The organism is Aeromicrobium sp. SORGH_AS_0981, assembly GCF_031453195.1.
In the GTDB taxonomy this organism is placed as follows: Bacteria; Actinomycetota; Actinomycetes; order Propionibacteriales; family Nocardioidaceae; genus Aeromicrobium.
The window spans coordinates 2,308,119-2,326,241 of record NZ_JAVIZD010000001.1 but is presented as its reverse complement, the minus strand read 5'-3'; the positions used below and the strand labels follow the sequence as shown (position 1 = coordinate 2,326,241).

Below are 18,123 nucleotides of genomic sequence, written 5' to 3'. Positions count from 1 at the left end.
CGGGCCCATCAGATCGGATCCGACAGCTCGGCGCCGACCTTGGCCAGCTGCGCGAGGCGCTGCTCCAGAGGCGGGTGGGTGGCCATGACGGCGTTCACGGACGCGCGGTTGATGGCGGGCGCGAAGAAGAACGCGCTGAGTGCCTGCGCGCCGCGCAGGTCCTCGTTGGGGATGCGGCTCATGTCGCCGGAGATCTTGACCAGCGCCGACGCGAGCTTCGACGGGCGACCCGTCAGGTAGGCACCGCTGCGGTCGGCGCTGAGCTCGCGGTAGCGCGACAGTGCGCGGGTCAGCAGGAAGCTGACGAAGTAGACGACCATGCTCACGAGGAACACGACGATGAACGGCACGCCGTTGCCGTTGCGGTTGTCGCGGTTGTTGCCGCCACCGCCGAGGTAGAGGCCCCAGCGGGTGATGAAGCCGGCGAGCAGGCCGAGCGACGACGCGACGGTCATGACGGAGACGTCGCGGTTCGCCACGTGCGACAGCTCGTGCGCCAGCACGCCCTCGAGCTCGTCGGCGTCGAGGCGCTGCATGATGCCGGTCGTGACGCACACGGCCGAGTGCCGCGGCGTGCGGCCGGTCGCGAACGCGTTGGGCATGTCCGTGACGGCCACGGCCACGGTCGGCTTCGGCATGTCGGCCATCACGCACAACCGGTCGATCATGGCGTGCAGCTCGGGCGCCTGCTCGGCGCTGACCACCTTGGCTCCCATCGACTTGAGGGCGAGCTTGTCGGAGAAGTACCACTGTCCCCAGGCGAGGGCGACGGTGATGACCAGGCCCACCACCGCGCTGCCGGAGAAGGAGATGAGGACGGCACCGAACGCGACGTAGAGCGCGCCCAGCCCGAGGCTCACCCCGCCCATGCGGAGCGTGAGCCCCCGGTCAGCCCTGAACCTGCTGCGGGCCACGGCCCTCTCCCTCCACCTCGGTGCCCTGCGGGACGTCGAGACCCAGCTCGCGGTCGAAGCGCCGGGCCTCGAGGTCGTCGCTGCTCTCCCCCGGTCGCGAGACGATGCCGTCGGCGACGAGCTCGTCGACCGCGTCGGCGCGGGCCTCCAGCTCGCGGGTGTGCCGCTCGGCGGCCTCCATCTGCTGGTTGACGCTGCTCAACGACGACGCGATGCCGGTGTCGGCGCTGGTCAGCTGGGAGCGGGCCTCGGCCGCCGACGCGCGGGCCGTCAGCGTGTCCTTGCGGAGCCGGAAGTCCTCGATGCTGTCCTCGAGCCGGGTGGCGGCGTCGGTGATGGTCGCCTCCTCCTGCTGCAGCGCGGCGTGCCGCTCGCGCAGGTCGGCGAGGGAGTCCTCGAGCCCGACCTTGCGGCCGAGCGCCGTACGGGCGGCGGTGTCGTCGCCGCGCTCCACGGCCTCGCGTGCCTGCGCGTCGAACGTCGCGGCCTGCTGCTCGAGCTGGCGCAGCCGCACCTCGACGCGCTTGCGGCTGGTGGTGACGTCGGCGACGCCACGGCGCACCTTCTGCAGGTGGGCGAGCTGCGCACGGTAGGTGTCGTCGAGGGAGCTGCGCAGCGCGTCGCCGTCGAGCTCACGGTGCGAGCGCGACCGCCAGATGTCGCGGATCCTGCGTCCGATGCCCATGCGGTCAGCCTACGGGGCTGCGGCACGTGGACGTCCGGACCACGTGGGCGCGCTGTGTAGGGTGACGCCGTGACGCAGGAGAACGCCGCCCCCGACGACCGCACCCAGGCCGCCAAGAAGGGCCGTGCGACGCCGAGCCGCAAGGAGGCCGAGGCGGCGCGCAAGAAGGCGATGAAGACGCCGATGACGCGCAAGGAGCAGATGCAGCGCGACCGTCAGGCGCGCGCCGACCTGCGCCGTCGCCAGCAGGAGGCCCTGCGGGCCGGCAAGGGCGACGCCCTCCCGCCGCGCGACCGCGGCCCGGTGCGCGCGTTCGTGCGCGACTACGTCGACCGTCGTCGCAACGTCGCCGAGTACCTGCTGCCCCTGCTCGTGGTGGTGTTCATCTGCAGCGTCGTCCCGACCCTGGCCACGCAGACGATCGCCGTCATCGCGTGGCCGGCCATGATCCTGCTGACGATCCTCGACGAGGTCCTGCTGGTCAGCGGCCTGCGCAAGCAGCTGAAGCTGCGCTTCCCGGGCGAGTCGACGCGCGGCGCGACCGGCTACGCCGTCCTGCGCAGCACGCAGCTGCGCCGCTTCCGCCTGCCGAAGCCGGCGATCGCGCGCGGCGAGGAGCCTCGCGAGCGCGTCTGACCCCGGTACTGGCGGGCGAGGCGCCCGCCCGCGCTACTCGCCGTGCAGCGACATCGGTCCGTAGACCTCGGTGTCGCCGTCCAGCAGCCGAGCCTGGTCGACGCCCTGGTCGAGCAGCTCGGCAAAGGTCTCGCCGATCCACGTCTCGGCGTCGCCGCGGCTGTCGAAGGCGTCGGAACGACCCTTCTCCTGCCCGTCGGCGGTCTCCAGCAGCCAGGTCCAGCTCATCGACGTCCTCCTGATCGGTCGTGCGTGGTCGGTGGTGCCATCCTCGCCCCGACGTGACCGTGCGGCAGGCCGGGACGATCTCTGGACTCAGGTCGAGGCGGCGACGAACGGCGGCTTGGTCACCCTGAACGGCTCCGCGCGACGTCGCACCTCGACGAGCACGTCGTCGCCGTCGCCGACCGCGCGGTCGAGCAGCGCCAGGCCGATCCCCTGCCGGAGGGTGGGCGAGAAGGTCCCGGACGTCACCTCGCCGACGACGTCGCCGGGCTTGCCGTCGGGTCCGACGGCCCGCACCACCATGCCCGGCCGCGGAATCCCCCGGCCGGTGGAGACGATGCCCCGCACCAGGGGGACGCTCTTCTCCTCGCGCTGACGCACGAGGGCGTCCTTGCCGGTGAAGGTCGGCTTGTCCCAGCCGACGGCCCAGCCGGCCCGGGCCATGACCGGGGAGATCTCGGCGGACAGCTCGTGGCCGTGCAGCGGGTAGCCCATCTCGGTGCGGAGCGTGTCGCGCGCGCCGAGACCGCAGGGCCGCAGCCCGTGCGGCTCGCCGGCGGCCAGCAGCGCCTCCCAGACGGCGGGGGCGTCGTCGGCACGGACGACGAGCTCGTAGCCCTTCTCCCCCGTGTAGCCGGTGCGGCACACGATCGCCTCGGCGCCGCCGACGGGCGCCTCGACGAACGACATGTAGCCGTGGTCGGTGGGCACCCCCACCCCGGCGAGCACCGCGTCGGCCGCGGGGCCCTGCACGGCGAGGACGGCCAGCTCGCGGTGGCGGTCGACGACCTCGACGCCGGCCGGCGCGTCGGCGCGCAGCCGCTCCACGACCGCGGCCGTGTTGGCGGCGTTGGGCACGAGGAAGACGTCGAAGTCGCTGCGCACGTAGGCGATGAGGTCGTCGACGGTGCCGCCGTCCTCGTCGCAACAGAGCGTGTACTGGGCCTGGCCGGGACGGATGCGGCGCAGGTCGTTCGTCAGGTGCGCGTTCACGTGGTCGACGGCGCCCGCTCCACGGACGCTGGCCTTGCCCAGGTGGCTCACGTCGAACAGGCCCGCCGCCTCGCGCACGGCCGCGTGCTCGGCGAGGACACCGCCGCCGGACTCCGACGGGTACTCCAGGGGCATCGACCAGCCCCCGAACTCGGCCATCTTGGCGCCGAGGGCCACGTGGTGGTCGTGCAGCGGCGAACGGAGCAGGTCCATGTCGGCCAACGTAGCGGGCTGCGTGATTACATGGGCGACATGGCCCCTTCGACGCCCGTCCGCTCGTCCGCCTCCTCCTTGCCTGACGTCTCCGTCAGCACCTCCAAGACCTCGACGGTCAAGACCGACGTCCTCGTGCTCGGCGTGCGGACCGACGACGACGCGGCCGACCTCGCCCCGACGCTGGCCCTGCTCGGCTTCACCGGCGAGAAGGGGCAGGTCGTCGTGGCGCCCGGCGGGGAGGCCACGAAGGCGTCCACGGTCGTCGCCGTCGGCCTGAGCGAGGAGCCCGACGCCGAGGAGCTGCGCCGCGCCGCCGCCTCGGGCGTGCGCGCGGCGATCAGGCTGAAGGCCTCGACCACCGCCCTGGCGCTGCAGCCGGCCGGCGCGGACGACGTCGTCGCGGTCGCGGAGGGCGCGCTGCTCGGCGCCTACCGCTACGAGGCCTACAAGACGAAGGCGTCCGACGACGAGGCGCGCCTGGGCGCGGTGACGGTGCTGTCGGCGTTCGGGCGCCAGAGCACGGTCGTCGAGGCCGTCGAGCACGCCGCGGTCGTCGCCCGCGCCACCGCCCTGGCCCGCGACTGGGTCAACACCCCGCCCGGAGACCTGCGCCCGCCGGCCTTCGCCGACCAGATCGCGGAGGTCGCCGGACGCCAGCCGGTGAAGGTCTCGGTGTGGGACGAGAAGCGGCTCGAGAAGGAGGGGTGCGGCGGCATCCTCGGTGTCGGCGCCGGCTCGGAGGCTCCCCCGCGTCTGGTGCGGCTCTCCTACGAGCCCCGCAAGGCCGTCACGCACCTCGCCCTGGTCGGCAAGGGCATCACGTTCGACTCCGGCGGCCTCTCGATCAAGAGCGGCTCCGGCATGCAGACCATGAAGATCGACATGGCGGGCGCCGCCGCGGTGGTCGCCGCCACGCTCGCCATCGCCGAGCTCGGCCTGCCGGTCAAGGTCACGGCCTTCGCCTGCCTCGCCGAGAACATGCCCAGCGGCTCGGCCACGCGCCCGGGTGACGTCCTCACCATGCGCTCGGGCTCCACCGTCGAGGTGCACAACACCGACGCCGAGGGCCGCCTCGTCCTCGCCGACGGTCTCGCCCTCGCCGTCGAGGCCGGCGCCGACCGCATCGTCGACGTCGCCACCCTCACCGGCGCCTGCGTCGTCGCGCTCGGGGAGCGCACCACCGGCGTGCTGGGCAACGACGACGCGCTCAGCGACGCGATCCTCGACGCCGCGCGGACGACCGGCGAGTCGATGTGGCCGCTGCCGATCGTCGAGGAGATGAAGTCGGCGGTGACGTCGTCGAAGATCGCCGACATCCGCCAGCACAACCCCAAGCCCTACGGCGGGACGCTGTTCGCGGCCGCGTTCCTGCGCGAGTTCGTCGGTGACACCCCCTGGGCGCACCTCGACATCGCCGGGCCGTCGTTCAACGACGGCGGCGAGCACGGCTACACGCCGTCCGGCGGCACCGGCGTCTCGGTCCGCACGCTCGTGCGTCTCGCGTCGGACCTCGCGTCCGGTGACTGAGCCGGGCCTGCTCGAGACGACCCGTCGTCGGCTCGACGCCCGCGTCGCCGCCGAGCAGCGGGACCGGCGGCTGCCGTCGGTCAGCGCCGCCCTCGTGCGCGGGGGTCGGACCGTGTGGTCCGGCGCGGCCGGCCACCTCGACGGCACCGACGCGTCGCCCGAGGCCACGCCCCGGACCGCGTACCGGATCGGCTCGATCACGAAGACGTTCGTCGCCGTGCAGGTGCTACGGCTGCGCGACGAGGGACACCTGGACCTCAACGACCGGATCGGTCGGCACCTGCCGGAGCTCGACCTCGACGTCACGGTCGCGCAGCTGCTCAGCCACACCGCCGGGTTGCAGGCCGAGACCGACGCCTCGTGGTGGGAGCGCTCGCCCGGGCTGGCGTGGCGGGACCTGCTCGCGTCGGCCGCCCCGCGGCTCGTCCACGTTCCCGGCACGCGGTTCCACTACTCCAACACCGGCTTCGGCGTGCTGGGCGAGCTGGTCGCCCGCCTGCGGGGCACGTCGTGGCACGAGAGCGTCGTCGCCGACCTCCTCGAGCCGCTCGGCATGACCGCGACGACGCTGCGACCTGGCCCCGAGGCGGCACCGGGCCTGGCCGTGCACCCGTTCGCCGACGTCGCCCACGTGGAGCCCGAGCACGACGCAGAGGCGCTCGCTCCCGCCGGCCAGCTGTGGTCGAGCGCCGAGGACCTCGCGCGCTGGGCCGCGTTCGCCGCCGGCCGCACCGACGACCTGCTCGCGTCGGGCACGCTCGAGGAGATGCTGCGGCCCGTCGCCGTGAGCGACGTCCCCCGGCAGCCCTGGACCGGGGCCCACGCGCTCGGCTGGCAGGTCTGGAACGTCGGCGGTCGCCGCTTCGTGGGGCACGGCGGGTCGATGCCCGGCTTCCTCGCGGGCCTGCGGGTCGACGCAGACACCGGGGACGGCGTCGTCGTGCTCGCCAACGCCACCTCCGGCCTCGGCCCCCTGGCCACCGACCTGCTCGACCTCCTGCGCGAGCTGGAGCCCGTGGCTGGTCCGGCCTGGACACGCCGGCCCGGCCACGCGGACCGGCTCGACCTGGTGGGCGACTGGTTCTGGGGCACCGCCCGCTACCCCGCCCGTCTCGAGGGCGAGCACCTGGTGCTGGGCGAGCCCGGCACGGGCCGCGGGGCCCGCTTCCGGGCCGACGCCGACGGCACCTGGGTCGGGCTGGAGGGCTACCACGAGGGCGAGCGTCTTGCGGTCCGGCGTGACGCCGACGGCCGACCGGTGCAGCTGACGCTGGCGAGCTTCGTGTTCACCCGCACGCCCTACGACCCGTCGCCCGACGTCGACGTGCCGGGCGGTCTCGACGACGCCGGCTGGTCCTGATGGACGACCTCTGGGCCGCGTACGTCGCCGCGCACCCCGAGGCGGCCGACGTCGAGCCCGCGGTCGAGCCGTTCGGCGACTCGCCCGCGATGGCCGACGAGCTCCTCGCGCTCGTCGTCGGCGGCGGCAAGCGCGCGACGGCCGGCCCGGTGTGCCCCGACGACCACCCGGTCCGCGTCGGCGACCACTGGGTCGTGCTGGACGGCTCCGGGAGGTCGCGGGTGGTGCTGCGGACCGTCGACGTGCGCGTCGGACGCCTCGACTCCGTCGACGACGCGTTCGCGCGCGACGAGGGCGAGGGCGACCTCACCCGCGGCTGGTGGCTCCAGGCGCACCGCGACTTCGCCCGCCGCGTGCTGGGCCTCGCGGACGACGTCGACGTCGACGCGATGGAGACCAGGTTCGAGCGCTTCGCGGTGGTCTGGCCCCCCGAGCACGCCGACCCCCGCCCCTGACCTCCCCACGATGTGGAACGTCATCGCCCACTTTCGGCACCGGAACGGGCGATGACGTTCCGAATCGTGGGGACGAGCGGGATCCCGGGGTGCAGGGAAGCGGTCAGGAGAGGTTGAGGGTCTGGGCGGCCCGCTCGACCTCGTCCCACTCCGTACGGTCGCCGCCGCGACGGTCGGGGTGCGAGCGGGCGCGGGCCTGCTTCCACCAGCGGCGCAGCACCTCGTCGTCGGGGCGGACGGTGACGTCGCCACCCGCGACGTCGGCCGAGACCTGCAGCGTCGCGATGGCGTCGCGCTCGCTCGGCGACAGCGGACGGGGTCCGGCTGCCGGCCGCGTGGGCCCGCCGCCGGCGGTGGAGCGACGCGGGTCGCGGCTGGTGGACGACGCGGTGTGGCCGCTGGAGCGACCCTGCTGGCGCACCGCGTAGTCGCGCATGCGCTGGGGGTAGCCCACGCGGTTCGCGTCGTAGACCGGGATCCCGAGCTTGCGCGCCAGCTCGGCGGCCGCCTTGTAGGACTCCACGCGACGGCGGATCGACTCGCCGTCGGACGCGACCAGCACCACCGTCGGCTCGTTGAAGGAGGTGCGCGGCTCGACGTACGCCTCCACGCCGTGACGGATGGTCGCCCAGTCGCGCAGCGCCGCCATGTCGTCACGCACGGCGCGGCGGTCGGAGCTGCCGCGTCGGCGGCCGAACAGTGCCATGGCGACATTCTGCCCGACCCCTGGTGGCGGCGGGCCCGGTACGAGCCGACCACTCCCCCGGACGAGCCCTGCGACGACCCCCGACGACGACCCCCGCGGACGAGTCCGGAGAACCTACTCACCGGTCGCTCCCCCCGTGGTGCGGCGTGGGCCGAGGGTGACAAGATGGCTGGCGAACGACCATTCCACGCGGGAGGACACTGTGGCGGACAGCCCGGGCGACCAGAGCACGAACACCTTCGACATCGTCATCCTGGGCGGCGGCAGCGGCGGCTACGCCTGCGCCCTCCGTGCGGTGCAGCTCGGCCTCAGCGTCGCGCTCGTCGAGAAGGGCAAGCTCGGCGGCACCTGCCTGCACAACGGCTGCATCCCGACCAAGGCGCTGCTGCACGCCGCCGAGGTCGCCGACGAGACCCGCCACAGCGAGACCTACGGCGTCAAGGCGACGTTCGAGGGCATCGACATGGCGCAGGTCAACAGCTACAAGGCCGGCGTCATCGATCGTCTCTACAAGGGTCTGCAGGGCCTCATCAAGTCCGGCGGCATCACGGTGGTGGAGGGCGAGGGTCGCCTCGCCTCCACCGACGCGAACGGCGGCGGCGTCGTCGAGGTCGACGGCCAGCAGTACACCGGCCGCAACGTCGTGCTCGCCACCGGCTCGTACGCCCGCAGCCTGCCCGGCCTCGAGATCGGCGGCCGCGTCGTGACGAGCGAGGAGGCCCTCACGATGAGCGAGGTCCCCGAGAAGGTCGTCATCATCGGCGGCAGCGTCATCGGCGTGGAGTTCGCGTCGGTCTGGCGCTCCTTCGGCGCCGAGGTCACCATCATCGAGGCGCTCCCGTCGCTGGTCCCGCTGGAGGACCCGACGCTGTCGAAGAACCTCGAGCGCGCGTTCCGCAAGCGCAAGATCGCCTTCAAGACCGGCACCAAGTTCTCCGGCGTCGAGCAGACCGACAGCGGCGTCACGGTCTCTCTCGAGAACGGCTCGACCATCGAGACCGACCTCGTCCTCGTCGCGGTGGGCCGGGGCCCGAACGGCAACGGCAACGGCTTCGAGGAGGCCGGTGTCACGGTCGACCGCGGCTGGGTCCCCACTGACGAGCGGCTGCGCACCAACGTCCCCGGCGTGTTCGCCGTCGGCGACCTCGTGCCCGGCCTGCAGCTCGCGCACCGCGGCTTCGCGCACGGCATCTTCGTGGCCGAGGAGATCGCGGGCCTGTCCCCGCAGCCCGTCCTCGACCCCGGCATCCCGCGCGTCACCTACTGCGACCCCGAGCTCGCGTCGGTCGGCATCACCGAGCCGCAGGCCAAGGAGAAGTACGGCGACGAGAACGTCGAGACGGTCGAGTACAACCTCGGCGGCAACGGCAAGAGCCAGATCCTCGGCACGGCCGGTGTCATCAAGCTCGTCCGCGAGAAGGACGGCCCGATCGTCGGCGTGCACATGATCGGCGCCCGCTACGGCGAGCAGGTCGGCGAGGCCTCCCTGATCGTCAACTGGGAGGCCTACCCCGAGGACGTCGCGCAGCTGATCCACGCGCACCCCACCCAGAACGAGGCTCTCGGCGAGGCTGCCCTCGCCCTGGCCGGCAAGCCCCTCCACTCGCACGCCTGACCCGAACGACGAGGACGACATCATGGCAACGACCGTCACCCTTCCCGAGCTCGGCGAGAGCGTCACCGAGGGCACCGTCACCACCTGGCTCAAGAACGTCGGCGACACCGTCGAGGTCGACGAGCCGCTGCTCGAGATCTCCACCGACAAGGTCGACACCGAGATCCCCTCCCCCGTCGCGGGCACCATCCTCGAGATCAAGGTCGAGGAGGACGAGACCGTCGAGGTCGGCGCCGACCTCGCCGTGATCGGCGACGCCGACGAGAGCCCGTCCGACGCCGGCGGCGAGGCCCCGGCCGAGCCGGAGGAGACCGAGGACGCCGACGTCGAGGAGGGCTCCTCCGACGAGGCGTCCGCCGAGCAGCCCGGCGAGGAGCCGGCGCGCGAGAGCGACGGCACCCCGGTCAACCAGCACGGCGAGGAGCCGCACCTGGAGACGCAGTCGACCGGCGAGGGCACCGAGGTCACGCTGCCCGAGCTCGGCGAGAGCGTCACCGAGGGCACCGTCACCACCTGGCTCAAGAACGTCGGCGACACCGTCGAGGTCGACGAGCCGCTGCTCGAGATCTCCACCGACAAGGTCGACACCGAGATCCCCTCCCCCGTCGCGGGCACCATCCTCGAGATCAAGGTCGAGGAGGACGAGACCGTCGAGGTCGGCGCCGTGCTGGCCGTCGTCGGCGACCCGTCCGCCGCGGGCTCCTCCTCGGGCGGCTCGTCCGACGAGGCCCCGTCGCTCGACAGCGACCCCGCCGAGGACCCGGCGCAGGCCGAGGAGCTCGAGGAGGCCGCCGAGGCCGAGAAGAGCCAGCCGGAGAAGGCCGAGGAGGTCACGAAGGAGGACTCGGCACCCGCCCCGTCCGCCTCCGCCCCGACCGCCCAGCCCGAGAAGCAGGCGCACCCGGAGAACGAGGCGCGTCCCGAGCCGAAGCAGGAGGCCCCGCAGACGTCGGGCGCCTCGACGCAGAGCGGCGGCGACACCTACGTGACGCCGATCGTGCGCAAGCTCGCCAAGGAGCACGGCGTCGACCTCGCCGCCGTCACCGGCAGCGGCGTCGGCGGTCGCATCCGCAAGCAGGACGTCCTCGACGCCGCCAAGAAGGCCGAGGAGGCTGCGGCGCCCGCCCCGGCCGAGACGGCCCCGTCGGCCCCCGCGCCGGCCGCCTCGTCCGAGCCCTCGCCACTGCGTGGCAAGACGGAGAAGCTCAGCCGGCTGCGCAAGGTCGTCGCGTCGCGGCTCACCGAGTCGCTGCAGATCTCGGCCCAGCTCACGCAGGTGCACGAGGTCGACGTCACCGAGATCGCCCGACTGCGCGCCAAGCACAAGGACGCGTTCCTCGAGCGCGAGGGCGTCAAGCTGACGTTCCTGCCGTTCTTCGCGAAGGCGGCCGTCGAGGCGCTCAAGCAGTACCCGACGCTCAACGCGGCGCTCGACCTCGAGGCCGGCACGGTCACGTACCCGGCCGGCGAGCACCTCGGCATCGCCGTCGACACCGAGCGCGGTCTGCTCGTGCCCACGATCAAGGACGCCGGCGACCTCTCGATCGCCGGGCTGGCGCGCAAGATCGCCGACGCGGCCGAGCGCACCCGCACGAACAAGATCAAGCCCGACGAGCTGTCCGGTGGCACGTTCTCGATCACGAACCTCGGCAGCAACGGCGCGCTCTTCGACACGCCGATCATCAACCAGCCGCAGGTCGCGATCCTCGGCGTCGGTGCCGTCGTCAAGCGTCCGGTGGTCATCACCGACGCCCACGGCAGCGACAGCATCGCGGTGCGCAGCATGGCGTACCTGGCACTCACCTACGACCACCGCCTCATCGACGGCGCCGACGCCGGTCGGTTCCTGACGGCGGTCAAGGAGCGGCTGCAGAGCGGCTCCTTCGAGGGCGAGCTCTGACCCGCTGATGCACGTCGTCGTCGGCGGCGCGTCCGGCTTCCTGGGCTCGGCCCTGGTCTCGCACCTGCGGGACCAGGGCCACCAGGTGACGCGCCTGGTGCGCTCGGGCACCCCCGGTCCTGACGCCTCCCTGTGGGATCCCGCCGCCGGCCGGATCGACCAGGTGCTGGTCGACCGCGCCGACGCCGTCGTCAACCTGTCGGGCGCGACGATCGCCCGGTGGCCCCGGACGAAGAGCTACAAGAAGCAGCTGTGGTCGTCGCGGGTCGACTCGACCACGACCATCGCGCGGGCGGTGGCGGCGTCGAGCTCCCCGACGGTGCTGCTGTCGGGGTCGGCCATGGGCATCTACGGTGCCGATCGCGGCCAGGACCGGCTGACCGAGTCGGCCGGTCGCGGCGAGGGCTTCCTCGCCGACCTCTGCGTCGCGTGGGAGGGTGCCACGGTCGAGGCCGAGCAGGCCGGCCAGCGCGTGGTGCACCTGCGCACCGGTCTCCCCCTCGACGACGAGGGCGGCCTGCTGGGGCCGATGCTGTTGCCGTTCAAGCTCGGACTGGGTCCGCGCCTCGGCAACGGTCGCCAGCGCATGTCGGTGATGTCGCGCCGCGACTGGGTGCGCGCCGTCGCCTTCCTGCTCGAGCGCGAGAGCATCAGCGGCCCGGTCAACCTGTCGCTGCCGGAGGCGCCGACGAACGCCGAGTTCACGAACACGCTCGGCGACGTGCTGGGCCGCCCGACCGTGCTCGTCGCGCCGGCTCCCGTGCTGCGCGTGGCGCTGGGGGCGCTCTCGGACGACCTGCTCGGCTCGCTGCGCATGGTGCCGCGGGTGCTGCTCGACAACGGGTTCGTCTTCGAGGACGCCGACCTCGCGTCGGCCCTCCGCTCCGCCCTCGCCTGACGCTCACCGGGCCGCGCCGATGCGCCACCCGTCGGCCGTCCACGTGAGCACGACCCTGCGTCGGGTCGGCTGGTCGCTGGGCAGCCGGTACGCCTGCTGCGGGCCTACGGCACGGGTGGGCCCCAGCCGGTCGACGACGTCGAGCACCACCTGACGGCTCGACCGCGCGACCACGTGGCACGACGTCCGCTGCTGCGCCATGCCCTCGAGCCGCAGCCCCCGGTCGGACCATCCGCGCAGGACGCTCGCGTCGGCCTCGCGCAGCGTGGGCGTGGCGTAGACGTCGCGGAGCCGCTCCGGGTCGCCGCTCAGGAACGCCACCGCCCGTCGGGCGTCGAGACGGCCCAGCTCGAGGCAGGCGGCGTCGGCGTCTCCCGTGCCGAGCAGCGTGCTGCACCACGTCACGAGCGCCGCCAGCCAGCTGGTCATGGCGTCAGCCTCGACGTCCCGCCCGCGCGCGTCGAGCGGCCGTCCACACCGGGGCTACGGTAGGAGCGTGAGCCTGCAGATCATCGACGACTGGTACGGCGACCGCGCCCTCGACTACGAGGCGGCCTGGGAGCTGCAGCGCGAGCTGCACGCGCAGCGGGTGACCGACGAGATCGGCGACACCGCCCTCCTGCTCGAGCACCCGCCCGTCTACACGGCCGGCAAGCGCACCGAGGCGCACGAGCGTCCGTTCGACGGCACGCCGGTCGTCGACGTCGACCGGGGCGGCAAGATCACGTTCCACGGCCCGGGCCAGCTGGTGGGCTACCCGATCACGCGGTTGCCCTCCCACGTGCTCGTCGTCGACTACGTCCGACGGGTGGAGGAGGCGCTGATCCGCGCCGTCGCCGACCTCGGGGTCGCGACCGGCCGGGTGCCGGGCCGCTCGGGGGTGTGGGTGGCCGCCGACCACCGCGGCCCGGAGCGCAAGATCGCCGCGATCGGCATCCGCGTGACCCGCGGTGTGACGATGCACGGCTTCTCGCTCAACGCCGACGTCGACCTCGCCTGGTACGACCGGTTCGTGCCCTGCGGCATCGCCGACGCCGGCGTGACCACGCTGACCGCGGAGCTGGGACGCCGGGTCCGCGTGCCGGAGGCGGCCGACGCGGTGCGTCCGCACCTCGTCGACCTGCTGGGCTGGGAGCCGTACGCGTCGTCGCCGGACCTCGTCCACGACGACGCCCACCCCCAGGTGCCCGTGCTCGGGCTCCCGGGGGCGGCGCCGTCCTGACGTCGGACTGACCCAGAGCTGACCCAGGACTGACGCAGGGCCTACTCGGCCAGCGAGAGCGCCTCGCGGTAGCCGATCTTGTCGCCGGTGCGCAGCAGCGTCCGCTCGAACACGCGGGCTCCGACGCGCACCAGCAGCACCGCCGCGAGCAGCGTGCCGCCGAGGGCGACCGCGACCTGCCAGGCAGGCACCGACCCCTCCACGAGCCGCGCCGGCATCATCATCGACGAGACCACGGGGATCATCGACACGACCGTCTTGATGCTCTCGCCGCCCAGGATGGCGAGGAAGTAGGGCACGAGCAGGAGCATCTGCGCGGGCATCGTCGTCGACTGGAGGTCCTGCGTGCGCGAGGCGAGCGACCCGGCGACCGACCAGAGGCTTGCAAGGGCGACGAAGCCGACGAGGAAGAACACGACGTACCAGAGCATCGGCAGGCCGACCACGTCGAGCGCACCGGTCTGCCCAGTGAGCAGCAGCCCCACGACCCCGGCTGCGGCGTAGCTGACGATCTGCAGCACGGCGAGCGCGGTGTTGCCCACGACCTTGCCCCACAGCAGCTGACGGATGGGGACGGCGGCGGCCAGGATCTCGACGACCCGGCTCTCCTTCTCCTGCGTCACGCTGTTCGCGATGCCCATGCCGAGCACGATCGCGGTCAGGTAGAAGAGCAGGACGAAGACGAACGACGTCGCCTGACGCAGCCCGCCGTCGTCGGCCCCTCGGTCGAGCAGCCGCTCGGACGTGGTCGTGCCGGCGTCGAGTGCCGACAGGTCGACGTCCTGCGCGGCGGCGTTCTCCTGCAGGGCCGTCGCGCGCACCGCTGCGGTCACGGACTGCTGCACGGTCGCGTCGATGTCGCGCTCCCCCACCAGCTCATAGCCGTCGTCGGTCGCGAGCAGGGCGGCGTCGACGTCGCCGTCCTTCACCGCTCGCTCCGCGGCGGCGGTGTCGGCGACGTCCTTCGAGCGGATGGTGAGGGTGTCGTCGCCGGCGAGCTGGTCGGCGGCCTTGACCACCGCGGCGGCCGCGGGCTCGACGACGGCGACCGTCTGGGTCGTGTCGCGGTTCTGGAACCAGTGGACGCCGACGATCGTGGCGACGATGCCGACGACCGTGACGAGCAGGCCGATGCGGAACGACTTGGTCCGCACCTGCACGTCGATCTCGCGACGCGCGACGACCTTCCACGCGTCGCGCGGCGCGCGGGTGCCGCTGCTCTGGTCGGGGTGCGGGGTGTGGGTGCTCATCGGACGGACTCCCGGAAGATGTCGGACAGGGGCTGGTGCACGCGGGCGACCTCGACGACCGGACCGCGCTCGAAGGCGGCACGCGTCAGCTCGGCGGGCTGGAGTCCGTCGAGCTCGACGAGCGCCTCCTCGCCGTCGACGTCGAGGGTGCGCACCCCGCGCAGGTCGCGCAGCCAGGCGGCGTCGGTGTCGTCCATGACGACGCGGTAGCGGACGGCACCACGGTCGCGTAGCTCGTCGACGGGTCCGGCGGCCACGACGCGGCCGCCGGAGAGGATGACGAGGTCGTCGCAGAGCCGCTCGACGAGGTCGAGCTGGTGGCTGGAGAACAGCAGCGGCAGGTCGGCGGCCTCCTGCTGCAGCAGCTCGACCATCGAGTCGACGGCGAGCGGGTCGAGGCCGGAGAACGGCTCGTCGAGCACGAGCGCGCTCGGGCGGTGCACGAGCGACGCGGCGATCTGGACGCGCTGCTGGTTGCCGAGCGAGAGCGTGTCGAGCAGGTCGCCGCCGCGGTCGGTGAGGTCGAAGTGCTCGAGCAGCTCGTCGACGCGCGAGCGGGCGTCGCGGGGGTCGAGGCCGTGGAGGCGCGCGAAGTAGACGAGCTGGTCGACGAGGTTCATGCGCGGGTAGAGCCCGCGCTCCTCGGGCATGTAGCCGAAGGAGCGGCGCACGTCGGCGGTGATCGGCTGCCCGTTCCACAGCACGTCTCCCGCGCTGGCCCCGAGCACCCCCATGATCATGCGCATGGTGGTGGTCTTGCCCGCGCCGTTCGCGCCCACGAAGCCCGTGGTGCGTCCTGGCCGGACCTCGAAGGACACGTCGTCGACGACCGTGACGTCCCCGTAGCGTCTGCTGAGCTTCTCGACGGTGATCATGCGTCCACGCTAGAGATCCGTCCAGGTTCGCCGCATCGGCCGCGCGGCCACGCCGCCTCCTCCCTCCGGCTACCCGTTGCTGCGTCTCGTCTCCGGCGATCTCACGCCCCATCGGTGGATCTGCACCCTCAGGACCGCTCCTGCGGTGGGGAATCCACCGACGGAGGGCGAACGCGTCTGCGTTCGTGACGGGATCCCCTCACGAACGCAGCGTCCTCGACCCTCCCGCACGCGAACGCAGAATCGTGCATCCACCCCAGCACCCACCCCCACCGCTGGTCGAGTAGTCGACGCGCGCGAGGCACGAGCGCCGCATCGACGTATCGAGACCACCCGGGGCGGATCAGCGTCGAGCGGGCACGCCCTCCAACCGCTGGTCGAGTAGTCGACGCGCGCGAGGCACGAGCGCCGCATCGACGTATCGAGACCACCCGGGGCGGATCAGCGTCGAGCGGGCACGCCCTCCAACCGCTGGTCGAGTAGTCGACGCGCGCGAGGCACGAGCGCCGCATCGACGTATCGAGACCACTCGGCGCGGATCAGCGTCGAGCGAGCACGCACCCAAGCTTCTTCGCTGCCGAGGTCTCGATACAGAGGGAACCGGCTTCGCCGGTGAGACCACTCGACCTGCCCTCACCGCTCCTTCGCTGCGCTCAGTCGGGTTCGGGCATCGGGTTCAGTCATCCATCAGGCCCGACTCGAACGCGACGATCACCGCCTGCACCCGGTCGCGGGCGCCGAGCTTGGTGAGGATGCGCGAGACGTGCGACTTCACGGTCGCGCTGCTCACGTACATCTCGGCGGCGATCTCGGCGTTGCTGAGGCCGCGCGCGAGGGCGCGGAGCACGTCACGCTCGCGGTCGGTCAGGTCGTCGAGGACGGTCGCGTCGCCGCGGGCGCGACCGGTGGAGCGGGCGATGACCCGACGCGTGACCTCGGGCGCGAGCAGCCCGTGGCCCTGCGCGGCGAGGCCGATGGCGCTCACGAGGTCCTCGGGCGGGCAGTTCTTGAGCAGGAAGCCGCTGGCCCCGGCCTGGAGGGCTGCGAAGAGGTACTCGTCGTCGTCGAACGTCGTGAGGATGAGCACCCGCGTGCCGGGGTGGTCCGCGACGATGCGCTCGGTGGCGGTGATGCCGTCGGTGCCGGGCATCTGCACGTCCATGAGGACGACGTCGGGCGAGAGCGCCGCGACCTGGCGCTGCGCCTCGTCGCCGTCGCGCGCCTCGCCGACGACCTCGATGTGGTCCTCGATCTCCAGGATCATCGAGAACCCGGCGCGGATCAGCTCCTGGTCGTCGACGAGCAGGACGCGGATGGGGGTCGGGTCGCTCATGCGTCCTCCCGGTCGACGGGGATGCGCACCCGCACGCGGAAGCCGCCCGCGGGTCGGGGGCCGATGTCGGCGAGGCCGCCGTGCATGGCGACGCGCTCGCGGATGCCGTCGAGCCCGAACCCGCCGCCGTCCTCGCGGGGCGTGGAGCGGACCGGACCGTCGTCGAGCACCTCGACCTCGACCGCGGCGCGCTCCCCCGGCTCGCTGAGGTGGCGCAGGGTCACCCGCGCCGACGTCGCCGCGGAGTGGCGTCGCACGTTGCTCAGCGCCTCCTGCGCGACGCGGTAGAGCGACAGCCCGACCGTGTCCGGGACGGGGAACGTCTCCCCGACGCAGTGCACCTCGACGGACGGGCGGTCGGTGGTCACGGCGAGCTGGCGGACGTCGTCGAGGCCCGGCTGCGGGCCACGGTTGGTGGGCGCGGTCTCGTCGTCGGAGCGCAGCAACCCGACGATCTGGTGCATCTGCGCGACGGCCTGGCGCGACGACGTCTCGATCGCCCCAAGCGCCTCGCGGGCTCGTTCGGGGCGGGCCTCGAGCAGGCGGCTGGCACCCGCCGCCTGCACGCCGATGCCGCTGACGTGGTGCGCGACGACGTCGTGCAGGTCGCGGGCGATGCGCACCCGCTCGGCCTGCACGGCCTGCTGCTGCTCGACGTCCTGCACGGCCCGCTCGCGCTCGCGCTGGTCCTCGACGAGCGCGCTGCGGCGGGCGCTCAGGTAGGCGGCCTGCCCCCAGGCGATGGCGCCGAAGAAGTACATGACGTTCAGCGCGACGCTGTAGACGATGAGCGCGACCTTGGGCGGCAGCAGCCCGGTCTGCTCCCCCAGTGGCGGCATGAGGTCGCGGCCGAACGACCACAGCAGCCAGCCGAACATGCCGACGAGCACCACGACGGTGACGACCATCAGCGACCTCGGCCGCCGCGACCACGCCCACGCGGCGTAGAGCGCGGCGAACAGCACCATCTGGATCGTGAACACGGCGCCCAGCTCGAGCAGCCGCTCGCCGACGACGATGAACACGGCCGAGACCACCACGAGGACGGTCAGCGGGTACTGGCGGCGCCAGCACAGCGCGAGTCCGCCGAGCCCGAACCACAGGTAGCCCTCGACGCCCTTCCAGCCCGTCGAGACGCCCGAGGCGCTGGCGTAGACCTGCACGGACGCGACGCTCACGAGGGCGGCGACGACCCCCAGGACGACGTCGGTCGCCAGCTGGGCGCGCGTGGGCCGCGGTCGGGTCCAGGAGCGGTCGAGGATGCTCACGCCTCGACCCTAGCGAGGCTACGCCCGGGTAGGCGTGCGCCCGTG

The 18,123-nt window shown here is 73.0% G+C and carries 18 protein-coding genes; 8 read left to right on the top strand and 10 right to left on the bottom strand.

The window, feature by feature from the left end:
* Positions 1 to 8 precede the first annotated feature (8 nt).
* Positions 9 to 914 carry a zinc metalloprotease HtpX gene (gene htpX / locus QE370_RS11780; protein WP_253025498.1) on the bottom strand — a complete coding sequence of 302 codons (906 nt, stop codon included), beginning with the start codon at positions 912 to 914 and terminating at the stop codon, positions 9 to 11.
* Positions 889 to 1,599: a PspA/IM30 family protein gene (locus tag QE370_RS11775; protein ID WP_309634473.1), complete on the bottom strand. Its 711-nt coding sequence runs from the start codon at positions 1,597 to 1,599 to the stop codon at positions 889 to 891. The genes htpX and QE370_RS11775 overlap by 26 nt, the downstream gene beginning before the upstream one ends.
* Positions 1,600 to 1,668: 69 nt before the next feature.
* Between QE370_RS11775 and QE370_RS11770 the strand changes: the two genes are divergently transcribed.
* The gene (locus QE370_RS11770) at positions 1,669 to 2,235 is read left to right on the top strand and encodes a DUF3043 domain-containing protein (protein WP_253025503.1); all 567 of its coding nucleotides are present in this window, start codon (positions 1,669 to 1,671) and stop codon (positions 2,233 to 2,235) included.
* Between the two features lie 33 nt (positions 2,236 to 2,268).
* Here QE370_RS11770 and QE370_RS11765 read toward each other — a convergent pair whose 3' ends face one another.
* Positions 2,269 to 2,463: a hypothetical protein gene (locus tag QE370_RS11765; RefSeq protein ID WP_067858399.1), complete on the bottom strand. Its 195-nt coding sequence runs from the start codon at positions 2,461 to 2,463 to the stop codon at positions 2,269 to 2,271.
* An 87-nt stretch (positions 2,464 to 2,550) separates the two neighbouring features.
* On the bottom strand, positions 2,551 to 3,666 hold the full coding sequence (gcvT, locus tag QE370_RS11760; RefSeq protein WP_309634472.1) for a glycine cleavage system aminomethyltransferase GcvT: 1,116 nt from the start codon (positions 3,664 to 3,666) through the stop codon (positions 2,551 to 2,553).
* Positions 3,667 to 3,705: 39 nt separating this feature from the next.
* Between gcvT and QE370_RS11755 the strand changes: the two genes are divergently transcribed.
* The 3 genes from QE370_RS11755 to QE370_RS11745 are packed head-to-tail and all read left to right on the top strand — an operon-like array spanning position 3,706 to position 7,011.
* Positions 3,706 to 5,196 carry a leucyl aminopeptidase gene (locus tag QE370_RS11755; RefSeq protein ID WP_309634471.1) on the top strand — a complete coding sequence of 497 codons (1,491 nt, stop codon included), beginning with the start codon at positions 3,706 to 3,708 and terminating at the stop codon, positions 5,194 to 5,196.
* A complete protein-coding gene (locus tag QE370_RS11750) occupies positions 5,189 to 6,556 on the top strand; it encodes a serine hydrolase domain-containing protein (RefSeq protein ID WP_309634470.1) in 1,368 nt (455 codons plus the stop codon). The genes QE370_RS11755 and QE370_RS11750 overlap by 8 nt, the downstream gene beginning before the upstream one ends.
* Positions 6,556 to 7,011 (top strand): ASCH domain-containing protein, encoded by a 456-nt coding sequence (locus QE370_RS11745; protein ID WP_253025521.1) that lies wholly within the window; start codon positions 6,556 to 6,558, stop codon positions 7,009 to 7,011. Before QE370_RS11750 ends, QE370_RS11745 begins: the two co-directional genes overlap by 1 nt.
* Positions 7,012 to 7,114: 103 nt before the next feature.
* Here QE370_RS11745 and QE370_RS11740 read toward each other — a convergent pair whose 3' ends face one another.
* Complete coding sequence (locus QE370_RS11740; RefSeq protein ID WP_253025523.1) at positions 7,115 to 7,717, bottom strand: hypothetical protein; 603 nt, start codon at positions 7,715 to 7,717, stop codon at positions 7,115 to 7,117.
* Between the two features lie 202 nt (positions 7,718 to 7,919).
* On the opposite strand from QE370_RS11740, the gene lpdA reads away from it, so the two are divergent.
* Genes lpdA through QE370_RS11725 form a run of 3 tightly spaced genes read left to right on the top strand, consistent with a single transcriptional unit; the run spans position 7,920 to position 12,130 of the window.
* Positions 7,920 to 9,332, top strand: a complete 1,413-nt coding sequence (gene lpdA, locus QE370_RS11735) for a dihydrolipoyl dehydrogenase (protein WP_253025535.1) — start codon at positions 7,920 to 7,922, stop codon at positions 9,330 to 9,332.
* A gap of 22 nt (positions 9,333 to 9,354) precedes the next feature.
* A complete protein-coding gene (gene sucB / locus QE370_RS11730) occupies positions 9,355 to 11,232 on the top strand; it encodes a 2-oxoglutarate dehydrogenase, E2 component, dihydrolipoamide succinyltransferase (RefSeq protein WP_309634469.1) in 1,878 nt (625 codons plus the stop codon).
* A 7-nt stretch (positions 11,233 to 11,239) separates the two neighbouring features.
* Positions 11,240 to 12,130 (top strand): TIGR01777 family oxidoreductase, encoded by an 891-nt coding sequence (locus QE370_RS11725; protein WP_309634468.1) that lies wholly within the window; start codon positions 11,240 to 11,242, stop codon positions 12,128 to 12,130.
* A 3-nt stretch (positions 12,131 to 12,133) separates the two neighbouring features.
* Here the strand turns inward: QE370_RS11725 and QE370_RS11720 are convergent, their stop codons facing one another.
* Positions 12,134 to 12,559, bottom strand: a complete 426-nt coding sequence (locus QE370_RS11720; RefSeq protein ID WP_309634467.1) for a hypothetical protein — start codon at positions 12,557 to 12,559, stop codon at positions 12,134 to 12,136.
* Between the two features lie 67 nt (positions 12,560 to 12,626).
* Here QE370_RS11720 and lipB point away from each other — a divergent pair, with 67 nt between their 5' ends.
* Positions 12,627 to 13,352, top strand: a complete 726-nt coding sequence (gene lipB / locus QE370_RS11715) for a lipoyl(octanoyl) transferase LipB (protein ID WP_309634466.1) — start codon at positions 12,627 to 12,629, stop codon at positions 13,350 to 13,352.
* A 41-nt stretch (positions 13,353 to 13,393) separates the two neighbouring features.
* On the opposite strand, the gene QE370_RS11710 is transcribed toward lipB, so the two are convergent.
* From QE370_RS11710 to QE370_RS11695, 4 genes are all read right to left on the bottom strand, one after another.
* Complete coding sequence (locus tag QE370_RS11710; protein ID WP_309634465.1) at positions 13,394 to 14,602, bottom strand: ABC transporter permease; 1,209 nt, start codon at positions 14,600 to 14,602, stop codon at positions 13,394 to 13,396.
* On the bottom strand, positions 14,599 to 15,477 hold the full coding sequence (locus tag QE370_RS11705; protein ID WP_309634464.1) for an ATP-binding cassette domain-containing protein: 879 nt from the start codon (positions 15,475 to 15,477) through the stop codon (positions 14,599 to 14,601). The genes QE370_RS11710 and QE370_RS11705 overlap by 4 nt, the downstream gene beginning before the upstream one ends.
* 676 nt (positions 15,478 to 16,153) lie before the next feature.
* On the bottom strand, positions 16,154 to 16,810 hold the full coding sequence (locus tag QE370_RS11700; protein WP_309634463.1) for a response regulator transcription factor: 657 nt from the start codon (positions 16,808 to 16,810) through the stop codon (positions 16,154 to 16,156).
* Positions 16,807 to 18,078, bottom strand: a complete 1,272-nt coding sequence (locus QE370_RS11695; RefSeq protein ID WP_309634462.1) for a sensor histidine kinase — start codon at positions 18,076 to 18,078, stop codon at positions 16,807 to 16,809. Before QE370_RS11695 ends, QE370_RS11700 begins: the two co-directional genes overlap by 4 nt.
* Between the last annotated feature and the right edge of the window lie 45 nt (positions 18,079 to 18,123).

What these genes read in the sequence shown, in the direction of transcription:
- QE370_RS11775 (WP_309634473.1), bottom strand. Translation starts at nt 1,599, where the DNA reads ATGGGCATCGGACGCAGGATCCGCGACATCTGGCGGTCGCGCTCGCAC.
- QE370_RS11765 (WP_067858399.1), bottom strand. Translation starts at nt 2,463, where the DNA reads ATGAGCTGGACCTGGCTGCTGGAGACCGCCGACGGGCAGGAGAAGGGT.
- gcvT (WP_309634472.1), bottom strand. Translation starts at nt 3,666, where the DNA reads ATGGACCTGCTCCGTTCGCCGCTGCACGACCACCACGTGGCCCTCGGC.
- QE370_RS11755 (WP_309634471.1), top strand. Translation starts at nt 3,706, where the DNA reads ATGGCCCCTTCGACGCCCGTCCGCTCGTCCGCCTCCTCCTTGCCTGAC.
- QE370_RS11745 (WP_253025521.1), top strand. Translation starts at nt 6,556, where the DNA reads ATGGACGACCTCTGGGCCGCGTACGTCGCCGCGCACCCCGAGGCGGCC.
- QE370_RS11740 (WP_253025523.1), bottom strand. Translation starts at nt 7,717, where the DNA reads ATGGCACTGTTCGGCCGCCGACGCGGCAGCTCCGACCGCCGCGCCGTG.
- sucB (WP_309634469.1), top strand. Translation starts at nt 9,355, where the DNA reads ATGGCAACGACCGTCACCCTTCCCGAGCTCGGCGAGAGCGTCACCGAG.
- QE370_RS11725 (WP_309634468.1), top strand. Translation starts at nt 11,240, where the DNA reads ATGCACGTCGTCGTCGGCGGCGCGTCCGGCTTCCTGGGCTCGGCCCTG.
- QE370_RS11720 (WP_309634467.1), bottom strand. Translation starts at nt 12,559, where the DNA reads ATGACCAGCTGGCTGGCGGCGCTCGTGACGTGGTGCAGCACGCTGCTC.
- QE370_RS11710 (WP_309634465.1), bottom strand. Translation starts at nt 14,602, where the DNA reads ATGAGCACCCACACCCCGCACCCCGACCAGAGCAGCGGCACCCGCGCG.
- QE370_RS11705 (WP_309634464.1), bottom strand. Translation starts at nt 15,477, where the DNA reads ATGATCACCGTCGAGAAGCTCAGCAGACGCTACGGGGACGTCACGGTC.
- QE370_RS11700 (WP_309634463.1), bottom strand. Translation starts at nt 16,810, where the DNA reads ATGAGCGACCCGACCCCCATCCGCGTCCTGCTCGTCGACGACCAGGAG.